This window comes from uncultured Caballeronia sp., from assembly GCF_964243625.1.
GTDB lineage: Bacteria > Pseudomonadota > Gammaproteobacteria > Burkholderiales > Burkholderiaceae > Caballeronia.
This window is the reverse complement of the sequence record NZ_CAXTGZ010000123.1, coordinates 1-13,699: the sequence shown is the minus strand read 5'-3', so window position 1 is coordinate 13,699 and position 13,699 is coordinate 1. Positions and strand designations below refer to the sequence as shown.

The window sequence follows — 13,699 nt, the reverse complement described above, 5'->3', positions numbered from 1 at the left end:
TGCCAACGCGACGCTTGCGGCGTTTATCGGCTTGCATGCGTTGCCTTGCGCCGAAGTCTGGATCGTGGACCCTGACCGCGGCAACCGCGCCGCGTTCAACCGGCAGATGGGCGACCGCGGCTTCCGGATGCGCGAGGAACGCCTCGATCGCGTCGCCTTCCAAGAAACGGCCGCTTACAAGGGCCGCCTGCTGATCTACCGGCTTAACGACAACTGAACTGCCGCAACGCAGCAGCCTCAGCCAAACGTGAACGCATAAGCCTGCACGCCGGCGTCGAGGAATTCGATGCTGAACGTCCGGTCCTTCACATCGCCCGGTTGCCGCACGAGCTGATACAGGCGCTGCTCGGTTACCGTGCCCGTGCCGTTCGCGGCGACGTCGGTGCCGTGGGCGTCGCCGGGAGCGGCGCCGTCTATCGATACACGGAACCTGACGGGCTTGCCGTCCTTGCCCGGCCCAAGCACGAGATGCAAGTCCCGCGCGTGGAACCGATACACGATCGTCCCGTTCGATTGCGCGAGCGAAGCCTCTTGCGCGCCCACTTTCCATGCGCCGGCGAGTCCCCAGTCATTCAACGAAAGCTCGCCGGGCGCCGCGTACGTGTGGACCTTGTCGTGCGCCTCGCCGCCGTTCCCCGCGAAGTTTTCCGCTCGCTCATAACCAACGTAGGTTTCCGGTGACCGCATGTCGGCGTTATCGGCGGATTGCTGCACGCCTTTGGCGTCCGTGTCGGTAATGGCCGGGCCGACGTCGTTATGGCCGGCTTCCTTGAGCAACTGCTGGATCACTTCTTCGGAGTGCGCATAATCGCCCTCGCCGAAGTGATGAAAGCGAACTTGTCCCTTTGCATCGATAAAATAATGCGCCGGCCAGTACTGGTTGCCAAACGCACGCCAGATCGCGTAGTTGTTATCGATAGCCACCGGATAATCGATACCCAGGTCATGCACGGAACGTTTGACGTTATCGATATTGCGTTCGAACGCGAACTCGGGCGCATGCACACCGATCACGACGAGCCCCTTGTCACGATACTTCTGCGACCACGCTTTCACATACGGCAGGGAACGCAGGCAGTTGATGCACGAGTACGTCCAGAAGTCGACGAGCACGACCTTGCCGCGCAGATCCTCCGCGCTCAACGGCGCCGAATTGAGCCATTGGACCGCGCCGGATAGCGGCGGCAACTGGCCTTCGACTGGTAGTGGGGTGTCGAAGGTGGCGCGCATCATTGCGGGCGGGTTGGCCGTATCGGCTGTGCTTGGCGCGCTTGCCGGCGCTGGCGTTGAAGCCGGCGAAAACCGTTCGACCAGCTTTTGCTCCAGCCCACCCGTCGCAACGGTCGAAACCCGCGCGAGCACGCCAGTATCGAGTCCGAGCGATATCGCAACAACGCCGAGCAACATAGCAGCGCCAATGCCGCGCCGGATCCACTCGCCTGCGCCCAGCGACCGTTTCATGGCTGCAAACACGCGTCCGCCGATCAGCAACGCCACCGCAAGCGATGTCGCCGCGCCCGCCGCATACGCCGCAAGCAGCAAGGTCGTGCCGACGCTCGCGCCGCGCAGCGCGGCGCCCGTCAGAACGAGACCGAGGATGGGGCCGGCGCAAGGCGCCCACAACAATCCCGTCGCGATGCCCAGCAAAAACGATGAACCTGCGCTGACCTGCTGTCCGTCCGCCTGCGCGAATTGCGTGAGACGGTTGCCTGCGCTCACGAACGGGCGCATCACGCGTTCCGCAAAACTCGGCAGCAGCAGCGTCAGGCCGAAGATACCGAGCAACGCGACCGCGAGCCAACGGCCATACTGGTTCGCTTGTGTGACCCAGCCGCCGCCGACGGCCGCGAGCGTCGCCACGGCTGCAAAAGTAAGCGCCATGCCGGCAAGCAACGGCAATCCGCTGCGCACGAACGGCTGGTCCGCGCGAGAAAAAACGAAAGGCAGGACAGGCAAGATGCACGGACTCAGGATAGTGAGCGCGCCGCCAAGGTAAGCCAGGATGATAAGCAACATGGGCTAAGGATCTCGAAAATTAGGACTGTGCGGCGCTCAGGCGACACTCGGTTTGAAGTTCATCGCCAGGCCGTTCATGCAGTATCGAAGGCCGGTGGGTTTGGGGCCGTCATCGAAGACATGACCGAGATGGCTGCCGCATCGCCGGCAATGAACTTCAGTGCGCGACACCCCGAACGACAGGTCCTCGTGCGTGGCGACCGCATGATCGAGCGGCGCCCAGAAGCTCGGCCAGCCGGTGTGGCTTTCGAATTTCGTGCGCGACGAAAATGCATCGAGCTGGCATCCCGCGCACGAGAACACGCCATTGCGATGCTCCGCGTTGAGCGGACTGCTATAGGGCCGCTCCGTGCCTTCGTGCCGCAACACGTTGTATTGCGCCGATGTCAGCGTACTGCGCCACTGATCATCGGTATGAACGACCTCGAAGGTCTCGTTCGCGCCGGCCGCCAAAGCCGGACTCACGCCCGGGACATCGCGTTGCCTGAACGCGGCGAAAGCGGCTGCCGCCAACGTGCTGCTCGCGAATAAAAAACGGCGTCTGGTGGTCATGGTGTGCTCCTTGACAAGACTCGCTGCTTGAGCAAATACAACGTTTGACATGCGGATAAATACGCAAACACATCTGAAGCGCGTTTAATCCCTGACCGCGTGGAAATGTATTTGACTTGAAAACAGCCCGCGTTCAGATGCTTCTGTTAGCTAATTCGTCGTCAAGGCGCGGACGGTTACATTGCAACGATCGAAATTATCAATCGCCACGTTATATTTTATTAAATATAGCGTTACGCCTGATTCGGCGATGTGTCGTGCAGGGCGGGAGCAGAAATGAATTGCGCCCGGAACCGGGCGCAATGAACAAGCAGTTAAAGACGTTGAGCGGTCACTTGACCATGTAACCGCGCTCGGTCATGCATTCGCTATATGCGCGCCAATACTGGACCATGGGCGGCTCGGGCGGAGGCAGCGCGGGCATGGGGGCATCGGTGGATGAAGAACTTGCGTTCGCGACGGCGCGTGCATCGGAGGCGACGCCCGGTCTGGCGGCCGATGCCGATGCCGATCCGGACGCCATCACCGGCGCTGAAGCTGAAGCTGAAGCCGAAGCCGACGCCTTGCCCGTAGCGGATGCCGGGTAAACCGCGGAAGCCCCGGAAGCCATCGCCGATGGCAACGGCGCCGCCACCGCGACCTGCTTCACGGCGCCAGGCTTGGTCGCCTGCGGTTTGATCGGCACTTGTGACACCTTCGCCATGTTCACGCCCGTGTGCTGGTTGGCGTAGCCATAGCACATGGCGTTATCGATACTCACTTGCGCCGAATTTTGACTGCGCATCGGAAACGCGGGCGGCTGCTGGGCGAACGCGCTTGCGCCCACGCACAACATGGCAACGCCGGCAAACAGGGAAACTCTCATAGCTCATGCACTCCGGAAACAGGATCGGCCTTACCCGGCCAGACCGCGCCAGCCGGACAGCCGGACGGGCGCGGTCAAACGAGCTTTCACCATACTGTCGGTGCATTAGGCCCGTGCGAAAGACTATCGCCGAAATCCGCCAAGTCTTCGCATTTCTGGCCTGTTTCGCGTGCTGGACCGCTTTTCTTCGCGCGTCGACTCGTGGTCCGTTGCGTGAAAACCCTTAAACCGAGGGAAACTTCGCTCGCATGAAGTCAATGTAATCCTGATCCGGCAGGGTGCGGCGCGCTTTTACAAAACCACGCGAATCATCGCCGATGAGATAACGCAGCCGGTCCGTGCCATCGGTTGCGGCCTCGTGGATGAGCGCCGCGACATCGTCCGCGCGAATGGTGCTCGCCGCGGCCAGCGCGCCAAAAGCCGCCGCCGTGCGTTCGACAAAACCATCGTAACTGCCAGGCTTTTCTTCCTGCACATGGCTTTCCAGCGAGCGAGCGTTGAAGTTCGTGCTGGTCACACCGCCGTGCGGGATCACGAGCTTCACGCCGATTCCCTGCGACCCAAGTTCATACGACAACGCCTCCGAAAATCCTTCCAGCGCGAATTTGCTGGCGCAATAGAGCGAGATCATGGGCAAGGTGAAAATGCCCGCACCCGAACTGACGTTTACGATCACTCCGCTTTTGCGCGCCCGGAAATGCGGCAGCACCGCGCGTGTGACGTCCATGACGCCGAACACGTTGACGTCGAACTGCGTCTGGATGTCTTCGCGCGACAGCGCTTCGAACAAACCGTACTGCCCGTATCCCGCGTTGTTGACGAGCGCGTCGATCCCCCCGAACCGCGCGATGCCCGCATCGACTGCAGCGTGAATGCTGCCGGTATCCTGGACATCGAGGCGCGTGACGAGGACGTTATCGGCGGCAAGCGCCGCGTCGGGCCGGCGCATCGTCGCGATGACGTTCCAGCCCTTTGCGGCAAACAAGCCCACACTCGCCCGGCCAATGCCCGACGATGCCCCGGTAATCAAAACGGTCTTGCTCATGATCGCGAATTCCCTCAGTGGATGAAAAGATGCGATCACAATAAGGTCCGGTGATCAGTGAGACAATACGCACAGCGCTGCACGGGTTGATGCAGCAAACAGCACAATGAGTTCCAAATGAGCCGAACCGGCCTGACCGAGTTGAGCGCAGTGACGGCGGTCGCCGGGCATCGAAGTTTTCGTGGCGCGGCGGCGGAACTTGGCATGTCGCCATCGGCGTTGAGCCACGCGGTCGCGGCGCTGGAGCAGCGCATGGGCGTGCGGCTGTTTCATCGGACCACGCGCAGCGTCTCGCTCACCGAGGCGGGCGAGCAGTTTCTCGCACGCGTCACCCCGGCGCTGCGCGAAATCTCGGCGGCCATGGAAGACGCAAACCTGCATCGCGAAACGCCGGCGGGAACGCTGCGCATCAATGCATCGGAAGGTGCGGCGCTGGAGCTGATGCAGCCCGTCGCCTACGCGTTTCTCGCTCGGTATCCGGATATGAAACTGGATATCGTGACCGAGGGACGGCTGGTCGATATCGTCGCGGAAGGTTTCGATGCCGGTGTCCGTGTGCTCGACATGGTGCCCCAGGACATGATCGCGGTGCCGTGCAGCCGGCCGGTGCGCTTTGCCGTGGTGGCATCGCCCGAATACTTCACGAAGACGAAGAAACGCCGCCCCAAAGTGCCCGACGACCTGCTCGCGCACGAATGCATCCGCGCGCGTTATTCGAGCGGCGGCGTGTACAAATGGGATTTCGAGAAGCGCGGCGAGCGTATCCAGATCGATGTCAAAGGCGCTCTCACGCTCGATAACCATCACCTGATGCGCGACGCCGCGCTGAACGGCGCCGGCCTCGCGTGGCTGAGCGAATGGGCGGTGGGGAAAGACATCGCTTCAGGCCGCCTTGTACGCGTGCTGGAAGACTGGTCGCCGCCGGGTCCGAGCTTGTGTTTGTATTACCCGGGGCATCGGCATGTGCCGGCGGGATTGCGCGCATTTATCGATATCATCCGCGAGTTCAATCCAGCGCCGGCACGCGCCTAGATCAAAGGCTTTCAAGCGCCAGTGCAATGCCCTGCCCGCCGCCAATACACAAGGTCACCATTGCGCGCCTGAGGCCGTCGCGTTTCATCGCGTGGACTAGGCGCGTGACCAGCACCGCGCCCGTCGCGCCGATCGCGTGTCCATGGGCGATCGCGCCGCCTTCCGGATTCACGATGTCATCGGGCAGACCGAGCGTGCGCGCAACCGCAATGGGCACGGCAGCGAACGCCTCGTTGATCTCGATGCGCTCGAGGTCGCCCAGCTTCCAGCCCGCGCGATCCAGTGCCTGCTGCACGGCCGGCACTGGTCCGAGTCCGAACATGCCGGGTTCGACTGCCGCGATGCCATAAGCCACGAGCCGCACCGATGCCGCGATCCCATTGCGATCCGCAAACGCACGGTCCGCCACAAGCATGGCCGCCGCGCCGCTGTTAAGGCCTGGCGCGTTACCCGCTGTGATCGTGCCGTCCGGACGAAATGCGGGGCGGAGCTTCGAAAGTGTCGCTAGGGTGGTGTCGGGGCGCGGTTGTTCGTCGGTATCGAAGAAGACAGTTTGCTTGCCCGCCTTCACGTCCAGCCCGACGATCTCCGCTTTGAAAAACCCCTTCGCTTCAGCCGATGTGAACCGCTGTTGCGAACGCTCGGCAAAGCGGTCCTGCGCCTCGCGCGTGATGTCCATCTGCGTCACGAGGTCTTCCGTGTGCCAGCCGGAATGCTTGCCCGAAAAGGCGTCGTCCAGACCGTCGCGCAGCATGCTGTCGTGGATTTCCGCGTTGCCCATGCGAAACCCGAACCGACCGTTATCGAGCAAGTACGGCGCGCGGTCCATGTTCTCCATGCCGCCTGCCACCGCGAGCTGCACGAATCCCGCGCTGATTTCGTTCGCCGCCGATACCACCGCCTGCGCGCCCGATCCGCATACTCGGTTCACGGTCAGCGCGGGAACGGAAACCGGCAAACCACCATTCACCGCCGCCTGTCGCGCGGGATTCATGCGATTTCCCGCCTGGATCACGTTGCCGAACGTGACTGAATCGACCTTCTCCGGCGCGACGCCCGACCGTCGCAGCGTCTCCCGGATCACGGCTGCGCCGAGGTCGGCCGCGCTCGTGCCTTTCAGCGTGCCGTTGAACGCGCCGATCGCCGTTCTGACCGGCGCGCACAACACGATCTCGCGTGACTGGCTTTGCGTACTCATGGTGGTTCTCCCGTTTTAGTGGGCGGGCGTCAGGTAGGCAGGCGTTGCGGAAGACAGCGATCCCTTCACGTTGCGGCCGACGTCATCGACGAGAATCTCCTCCTTGCCCTGCTCGATGCCTTCCAGCACTTGGCGCACGACTTCTTGCGGCGTGGTTTTGGGTGCATTGATGCCGGCGGTCATGTCGGTATCGATAAAAGCCGGGTGCACGCCGACCACCAGCGTGCCCTGGCCGCGCAGTTCGGTCCGCAGGCCGTTCGTGATCGCCCATACGGCCGATTTGGACGCGCTATAGGCACCCGTTCCATCGATAGTCAGCCAGCTCAGCACCGACAGGATATTGACCACCGCGCCGCCGCCGTTGCGCTTCAAGGCCGGCGCGAACGCCTGCGTGACGGCGAGTGGGCCGATCACATTGGTTTCGAACAATGAGCGGGCGGCATCGATGGAACCCGCGTCCAGCAGCGAACCGCCGATGATCGCGCCCGCATTGTTGATGACGATCTGCACGTCGGTCAGCCGGTCGGCCGCGGCGGCGATGCTTTGCGCGTTCGTCACGTCGAGCTGGACGGCTTCCACGCCGGGAATCTTGATGGCGGATTTATCGCGCGCCGTTGCGTAGACCTTGGACGCACCTGCTACCAGCAGCGCCTTTGCGAACTGCTCGCCTAAGCCGCGATTCGCGCCTGTAACCAGAACTACCTTGCCTTTGATTTCCATGTCAGCTCCATAAAGTGTATATGCACTAAAAAAGTTGAAAAAATGCCCGGCGATATGCCAGGCCTTCGCTTCATTCCATCGATGTGAGTTCCAGCAATGACTTCCTCAACTCTCTCGCGCGGTCCCGGCCGAATTTCTCTTCGAATTCCTTTTGCGCCTCGTGCCAGCGCAAAGCGGCTTCGCCAAGCGTTTTTTTACCGCCTTCGGTGAGATTCAGCGCCACGGCGCGCGTGCCGGCGTCTTGCTGGTCGGCCGTGACCAGACCATCGCGTTGCAAAGGCTTCAGCGCGCGAACCAGCGTGGTGCGCTCCATCACCATTGCATCAGCGAGTTCGGCCATGGTCGTCCCTGGCCGCCGGTGAATGGCGGCGAGGAGCGTGTACTGCGCGGCCGTCACGCCTGCCTGCCCGACGTGGCGCTCGTAAAGCTGCGAGACGAAGCGCGCCGCCTGGCGGATGGCGAAACAATTGCAGTCGAGATAGGACAATTCAGGGGAAGTCATACGGACAGAGTAGTTTGTGCATATGCACTTTGTCAAGCTGGCACCAATTCGATGTTTTGACGCGCGTCATCAGGTGCGCGGATAAGCCATCACATCGCCTTCCACGGACAACCCCACCCGCTCGCCCACACGCGGATACGAATACCCCGCCACGCGGATCTGCATGCCGTGTGAACCGCCGTCCGAGCGCAGCATGACGCTGGCATCGTGGCCATAAAAGACGACTTTTTCGACGGTCGCGTGCACATCGCCCTGATCCGTTATCCGGATTTGTTCGGGGCGGATCATTACGTCGACATCGCTTGCAACGACTGGACGCGTGATTGGCAACGTACCGAATTCGCAGCGCACGTGCATCGGATCGCCGGAAACAATCGATCCCGGCACGATCACCGCATCGCCGACAAAACTCGCCAGTTCCCGCGATACCGGCCGCCGGTACACCGCCTCCGGCGTATCCGTCTGCACCAGCCGCCCGCGCCACAGCACGGCGACCTCGCGCCCAAGCGACAAAGCTTCGGACTGGTCGTGCGTGACCAGCACGGCTGTCGCGCCGGTCGCCGCGAGTGCGTCCGTCACGGCTTCGCGCGTCTCGATACGCAGCGCGGCATCGAGCGATGAAAACGGCTCGTCGAGCATCACGAGCGATGGCGACGGCGCGAGCGCGCGCGCCAACGCCACGCGTTGCTGCTGACCGCCCGACAAGGCCTGCGGCGCACGGTCGCCATACGCAGCGGGCAGACCGACCAGCGCAAGCAGTTCATCGACTCGATACCGCGCCCGCCGCTGCGCACGTGGCAACCCGAAGACAATGTTGTCGGCGACAGAAAGGTGCGGGAACAGCGCGCCTTCCTGCGGCACGTAGCCAATCCTTCGTGCTTCCGACGGCACATGAACGCCCGGTCCGGCGACGCGCACGCCATCGATTTCCACCGTGCCGCCGTCGGCGCGTTCGAAACCGCAAAGCACCCGCAACAGCGTGGTTTTGCCGCTGCCCGAAGGTCCGAGCAGGGCCAGCAAGGTGCCTCGTTCCGCCGACAGATCCACGCCATGCAGCACGGCTTGTCCATCGAAGGATTTGGTGAGGCTGGTCACGCGAAGTTCGCTCATATCGTTCTATTTGTCAGACGGCGAACCGGCTTGCACATTGATTTGAAGTCCTGCCTTGATATCGCCTGCTCGGCCCGCGACGGCGGAGCGTCCGAGCAACGCGAACAACGTGCCCGATGCCAGCAGCGAAATGCCCACCAGCAACGCGGCGTATGGGGCCGCGGCGGCAAACGCGAGCGTGGAGGTGTCGATCCATACTTGCGTTGCGAGCGTGCGCGTGCCGATGGGCGACAGGAGCAGTGTGGAATTGAGTTCGGTGACGACCGAGATGAAAACCATGGTCGCGCCGGCGCCGAGACCCGGACCGGCCAGCGGCAACACGACGCGACGCACGGTTTCGCGCCAGCCGAGCCCAAGCGAGCGAGCGGTCTCTTCCAGCCGCGGCTGCGCCTGCGTGAACGCTGCGCGCACGCTCACGAGCGCGAGCGGCAGGAACAAGATGGCGTAGGCCACGACCAGCAGCGTGGCGCTTTGATAGAGCGGGCGCAACGCATGCACCGCCAACGACACGATTGCGAGCGCCACCACGAGGCTGGGCAAGCCTTGCGCGAGAAAGACGGTGCGCTCGAACATGGTTGCGACACGGCTCGGAAAACGCACGAGCAGGAACGCAAGCGGCACGCATGCGAGCGTGGTGACAATTGCCGCGGCAAAACCGTAACCGAGTGACGACAACGTGGATTCGACCAGCAGCGCAGGCGACACTTCGGCCGGCGTGATCGCGGCTGCGCCGGTTTGCGTGAGCCAGAAACCGATCATGCCGATCGGCACGCCCAGCGTCACGATTGCCAGCGCGGCAAAGCCTGCGGCGACGATCCATCGCCAGTGACCGAGGTCGTAGCGCAATGCGGCGCGGCGAACGCCGCGGTCCATGCGTTCGTAACGCGCGCCGCCGCGCACGCGCATTTCCAGCGCGAGGCAAAGCAGGCACATCGCAATGAGGATGCAAGCAAATACCGAAGCACCGCTGCTGTCGAAGCTCGTACGGTATTCAGCGTAGATTTGCGTGGTAAAGGTTCGAAAGCGCAGCAGCGTGAACGCGCCAAATTCTGAAAGCACGCCGAGCGCGACAAGCAGCATTCCACCCAGCAACGCAGGCCGCAATTGCGGCAATACCACGCGAACGAACACGCCGGTACGTCCGCACCCGAGCGACCGCGCGGTTTCTTCGAGCGCCGGGTCCATGCCGCGCAGCGCCGCCGCAACGGGCAAATAAACCAGCGGAAAATAAGCGGTCGATATCACGAGCAACGCGCCCGCGAAGTCTTGCAAATCCAGGCTCAACGATACCCACGCATAACTCGTGATGAACGCGGGCATGGCAAGGGGCGCGACCGTCAGCACAGCCCAGAAGCGCCTCCCCGGCACACGCGTGCGTTCGATAAACCACGCCGTCGCCGTGCCGACCACCGCCGAGACCAGCGTCGCGCTGATCGTTATGGACAACGTATTGATCAGCAATTCGCCGACGAGCGGCCTGAAGATCAACTCGAGCGCATCGTCCCAGCCATACGTCACGGCACGATAAACCGTGAAAGCAAGCGGCATCAGCACGAGCAGCGCGCACAACCCTGCCGCCACGAGCAAACCCCGCGGCGCGCGTTTGCGGCCGCGGGGTTGGGGCGACGCCTGAATGCTTGTGGCGTTCACGACATCGCTCATGCCTTTACAACAAGCCGGCCTGACGCATCAGCTTCGCGGCCTTGCTGTCATCGCCGAGTTGTTCGATGCTCAACGACGGCGGGCTCAACTGGTCGAAAGGCTTCAACATCGGGTCAGGCGCGACGCCAGCATGCAACGGATATTCATACGCGATCTTGCCCTTCGCGATCAGTTGCTGCGCACGTTCGCTCACCAGGTACGCGAGGAATTGCTGCGCGACCTGCTGGTTCTTGCTCGACTTCAACACCGCCGCGCCCGATACGTTCACCAGTGCGCCCACATCGCCGTTGCCGAAGTGATAGATCGCGCTGCGGGTCGCGCTGTCGCCGAGTTGCGTGTGCAGGCGCGCCCAGTAGTAGTTGTTCACCACGCCCGTCGCCACGCCGCCCCGATTCACGGCCGCGACCACACCTTCGTCGTCATCGAAGAGTTGCGCGTTTTTCTTGAGACCCTTGAGCCATTGCAGCGCCTGGTCGTCGCCCTTCATTGCAATCACGGCGCTCACGACCGGCAGGAAATCGCCGTCGCTTGGCGCAATGCCGACCTTGCCTTTCCACTCCGGCTTGGCGAGATCCATCAGCGATGCCGGCAGTTGCGCCGCCTCGACCTTCTTCGTGTTGTAGACCAGCACGTTCTCACGCGCGAGCACGCCGACCCAGTCGCCCTGCGGCGAGTTGAAACGCGCCGGGATCACCGAGAGCGTGGACGCATCCGTCTTTTCCAGCATGCCCTTCTCGCCGAGCAGCACGAGTTCGGGCGAGTTCTCGGTGAAATAGACATCGGCGGGAGAAGCCGAGCCTTCGGCAACGAGTTGCGCGGCCATTGCCGGGCCTTCGCCGTTGCGGACCTTCACCGATACACCGCTTTGCGCCTCGAAATCTTTCGCAAGCGATGCCACGACCTGTTCGTGCTGCGCGTTGTACAGGGTCAGCGTGGCTGCAGCCGAACTCAACGGCAGGGCAGCCGAGGCGGACAGCACCGCGATGCCGCACAGCGCGCGCAATACGGGCATGGAGCGTGTGGTCTTCATTGCATTCTTTCCTGTTGTGTTTTTGACGTTGAGCAACTGCGACTACTGGTCAAGCTTCGAACAATCCCGCACCGATGTACGACCCCGGCCGCGCACCCGGCGGACACGCGAACACGCCGCTGCCTACGTGCGTGGTGAACTGATTCATCATGTCGAACTTCGCAAGCCGGTCGTTGATCGGAATGAAACCGGTGCGCGGATCACTCTGATGCGCGATAAAGATCAGCCCCGCGTCGTACTCGGTTTCCTGACGCCACGGCGGCCACCGTTCGATATAAAAATCCGTGCCGTCGTTGTACGAATACGAGCGGCGCAAGATTTGCGCGCCCTTGTTCGTCGCCTGGTTCGACAAGCGCACGTGCGAGTTGTCGGGGATCACAGGGTTGCCGTCTTTATCGGCGGCGTCGAGATCGAGCGCGTCGAACTCGTTCTTCTTGCCGATAGGCGCACCGCTGTATTTCTCGCGGCCCATTACCTGTTCCTGGAAACCGCGTTCCATCTGGTCCCAGTGTTCGATGGTGATCCGGATACGCCGCACGACCGTGTACGTGCCGCCGTTCATCCACGGCGCGTCGGGCGCGTCGGCCCAGACGAACTGGTTCATCAGCGCGGGTTGCGCCGTCGACGGATTGTTCGTGCCGTCCTTGAAGCCCATCAGGTTGCGCGGCGTCTGTCCGCGCGGACCCGACAGGAATCCTGCCTGGCCCCAGCGCATCGCGACCATGCCATACCCCATGCGCGCGAGCTGACGCACTGCATGAAACGCGACCTGGGCATCGTTCGCGCAGGCTTGAATGAGGATGTCGCCTCCGGTTTTCTGCGGCAGCAACTGGTCGCCATTGAAGCGCGGCAAATCGACGAGCGCAGCCGGCCGGTGCTTGGCGATGCCATAGCGATCCTTGCCCTCGTGCTCGAACATGCCCGGGCCGAAGCCGAACGTGACCGTCAGACCCGCCGCGCCGATGCCGAGGATATCGCCGGAATCGGGCGCGGATTGATCGTCGGTGGGCAGCGGTTTCGCCGTCTCGCCGCGCGACATGCGCGCCGCCGCATCGGTCCATTGCTTGAGAAGGTTGATGACGTCGTCGCGTTTGTCGGTCGTGAGATCGAGCGCGGCCACATACGTATGACTCTGCTGCGGTGACACGATGCCCGCCTGATGCTCGCCGAAAAACGGCTCGACCACGGTCATAGGGTCGACGGGTTGCTTGAACTGCGCCTTGGTCGCCGCGTGCGCGACCGAACCCGCGCCGAGCGCCGCGCCCGCGGCAACGCCCGCTTTGAGAAAGCGCCTGCGTGGTGGATCCTGATCGTTTGCCATGATGTCGCCCTGCCTTGTTACGTGTTGCGTGTTACTTCGCCAGGACCAGCGTGTTCACATCGTCCTGGACGTAATAGAAACCGTCGCCTTCCGGCGTCAGCGCAATGCCGAACAAGTCGCCGTTGCCCGGGGGCGATTGCGCCTTGTCGGTATCGATCCAGCGTGCATACAGTTGCTTGCCCGTCGCAGGATCGATCTCGACCACCTGGCCGTTCAACGCGTTCGTGACCAGCAGGTGCCCGTTGGGCGCAGTCACCATCGCGAGCGGCCGATGCAGGAAGCCGTCGGCGGTCAACTGGCGGCCGACACCCGCGCTGGTGTCGCGCGTCATGGGGTCATCGATTTCCGTTACACGGTTGCCGATGGCGTCCGACGCGTACAACAACTTCTGATCCTGAGACAACGCCAGTCCCGTCGGCCCGACCAGGAACACGCCCTTGTCCGCCTGCGCGCCGAAGCCGCTCGCGATCACGGTTTCCTGCTTCACGACGGGCGCACGGCCCTCGGGAATATCCAGGTCCAGGCGCAGGATGGTCGCCTGCTTGAAGACCGGCGGCGTGCCGTCCGCGGCGCCCACACCGAAGCCCGCGTTGCTCCCGAAGAGGGTCGCGGAATCGCCATGGTCGACCACCGCCATGTTGCCCCA

General features: G+C 62.9%; 12 protein-coding genes and 2 pseudogenes. 2 read left to right on the top strand and 12 right to left on the bottom strand.

Translation table 11 applies throughout. The annotated features are described in order from the left end of the window. Positions 1–217, top strand: a pseudogene (locus ACFFAR_RS11035) (SAM-dependent methyltransferase); the annotation flags it as partial. A gap of 20 nt (positions 218–237) precedes the next feature. Here ACFFAR_RS11035 and ACFFAR_RS11030 read toward each other — a convergent pair. From ACFFAR_RS11030 to ACFFAR_RS11015, 4 genes are all read right to left on the bottom strand, one after another. Next, entirely contained in the window at positions 238–2,016 is a 1,779-nt protein-coding gene (locus ACFFAR_RS11030) for a redoxin family protein (RefSeq protein ID WP_174363983.1), read from the bottom strand. 36 nt (positions 2,017–2,052) lie between these two features. Then, positions 2,053–2,568, bottom strand: coding sequence for a peptide-methionine (R)-S-oxide reductase MsrB (gene msrB / locus ACFFAR_RS11025; protein ID WP_174363982.1), 516 nt, complete (start codon positions 2,566–2,568; stop codon positions 2,053–2,055). 331 nt (positions 2,569–2,899) lie between these two features. Continuing rightward, on the bottom strand, positions 2,900–3,433 hold the full coding sequence (locus ACFFAR_RS11020; protein WP_174363981.1) for a hypothetical protein: 534 nt from the start codon (positions 3,431–3,433) through the stop codon (positions 2,900–2,902). A 223-nt stretch (positions 3,434–3,656) separates the two neighbouring features. After that, a complete protein-coding gene (locus tag ACFFAR_RS11015) occupies positions 3,657–4,478 on the bottom strand; it encodes an SDR family NAD(P)-dependent oxidoreductase (RefSeq protein ID WP_174363980.1) in 822 nt (273 codons plus the stop codon). A gap of 117 nt (positions 4,479–4,595) precedes the next feature. Between ACFFAR_RS11015 and ACFFAR_RS11010 the strand changes: the two genes are divergently transcribed. Next, the gene (locus ACFFAR_RS11010) at positions 4,596–5,510 is read left to right on the top strand and encodes a LysR substrate-binding domain-containing protein (protein ID WP_174363979.1); all 915 of its coding nucleotides are present in this window, start codon (positions 4,596–4,598) and stop codon (positions 5,508–5,510) included. Between the two features lies 1 nt (position 5,511). Here ACFFAR_RS11010 and ACFFAR_RS11005 read toward each other — a convergent pair whose 3' ends face one another. The 8 genes and pseudogenes from ACFFAR_RS11005 to ACFFAR_RS10970 form a co-directional block, all read right to left on the bottom strand. After that, positions 5,512–6,708 carry a thiolase family protein gene (locus ACFFAR_RS11005; protein WP_375507882.1) on the bottom strand — a complete coding sequence of 399 codons (1,197 nt, stop codon included), beginning with the start codon at positions 6,706–6,708 and terminating at the stop codon, positions 5,512–5,514. Between the two features lie 15 nt (positions 6,709–6,723). After that, positions 6,724–7,428, bottom strand: coding sequence for an SDR family oxidoreductase (locus ACFFAR_RS11000; RefSeq protein ID WP_174363679.1), 705 nt, complete (start codon positions 7,426–7,428; stop codon positions 6,724–6,726). Between the two features lie 70 nt (positions 7,429–7,498). Further along, positions 7,499–7,930, bottom strand: a complete 432-nt coding sequence (locus tag ACFFAR_RS10995; protein ID WP_062003384.1) for a MarR family winged helix-turn-helix transcriptional regulator — start codon at positions 7,928–7,930, stop codon at positions 7,499–7,501. 69 nt (positions 7,931–7,999) lie between these two features. Further along, complete coding sequence (locus ACFFAR_RS10990; RefSeq protein WP_174363680.1) at positions 8,000–9,040, bottom strand: ATP-binding cassette domain-containing protein; 1,041 nt, start codon at positions 9,038–9,040, stop codon at positions 8,000–8,002. 6 nt (positions 9,041–9,046) lie between these two features. Beyond that, positions 9,047–10,702, bottom strand: coding sequence for an ABC transporter permease subunit (locus tag ACFFAR_RS10985; protein WP_174363681.1), 1,656 nt, complete (start codon positions 10,700–10,702; stop codon positions 9,047–9,049). A 4-nt stretch (positions 10,703–10,706) separates the two neighbouring features. Beyond that, entirely contained in the window at positions 10,707–11,732 is a 1,026-nt protein-coding gene (locus ACFFAR_RS10980; protein ID WP_062003742.1) for an iron ABC transporter substrate-binding protein, read from the bottom strand. Between the two features lie 49 nt (positions 11,733–11,781). After that, positions 11,782–13,053, bottom strand: coding sequence for an iron uptake transporter deferrochelatase/peroxidase subunit (gene efeB / locus ACFFAR_RS10975; RefSeq protein WP_174363682.1), 1,272 nt, complete (start codon positions 13,051–13,053; stop codon positions 11,782–11,784). Between the two features lie 31 nt (positions 13,054–13,084). Next, positions 13,085–13,699, bottom strand: a pseudogene (locus ACFFAR_RS10970) (hypothetical protein); the annotation flags it as partial.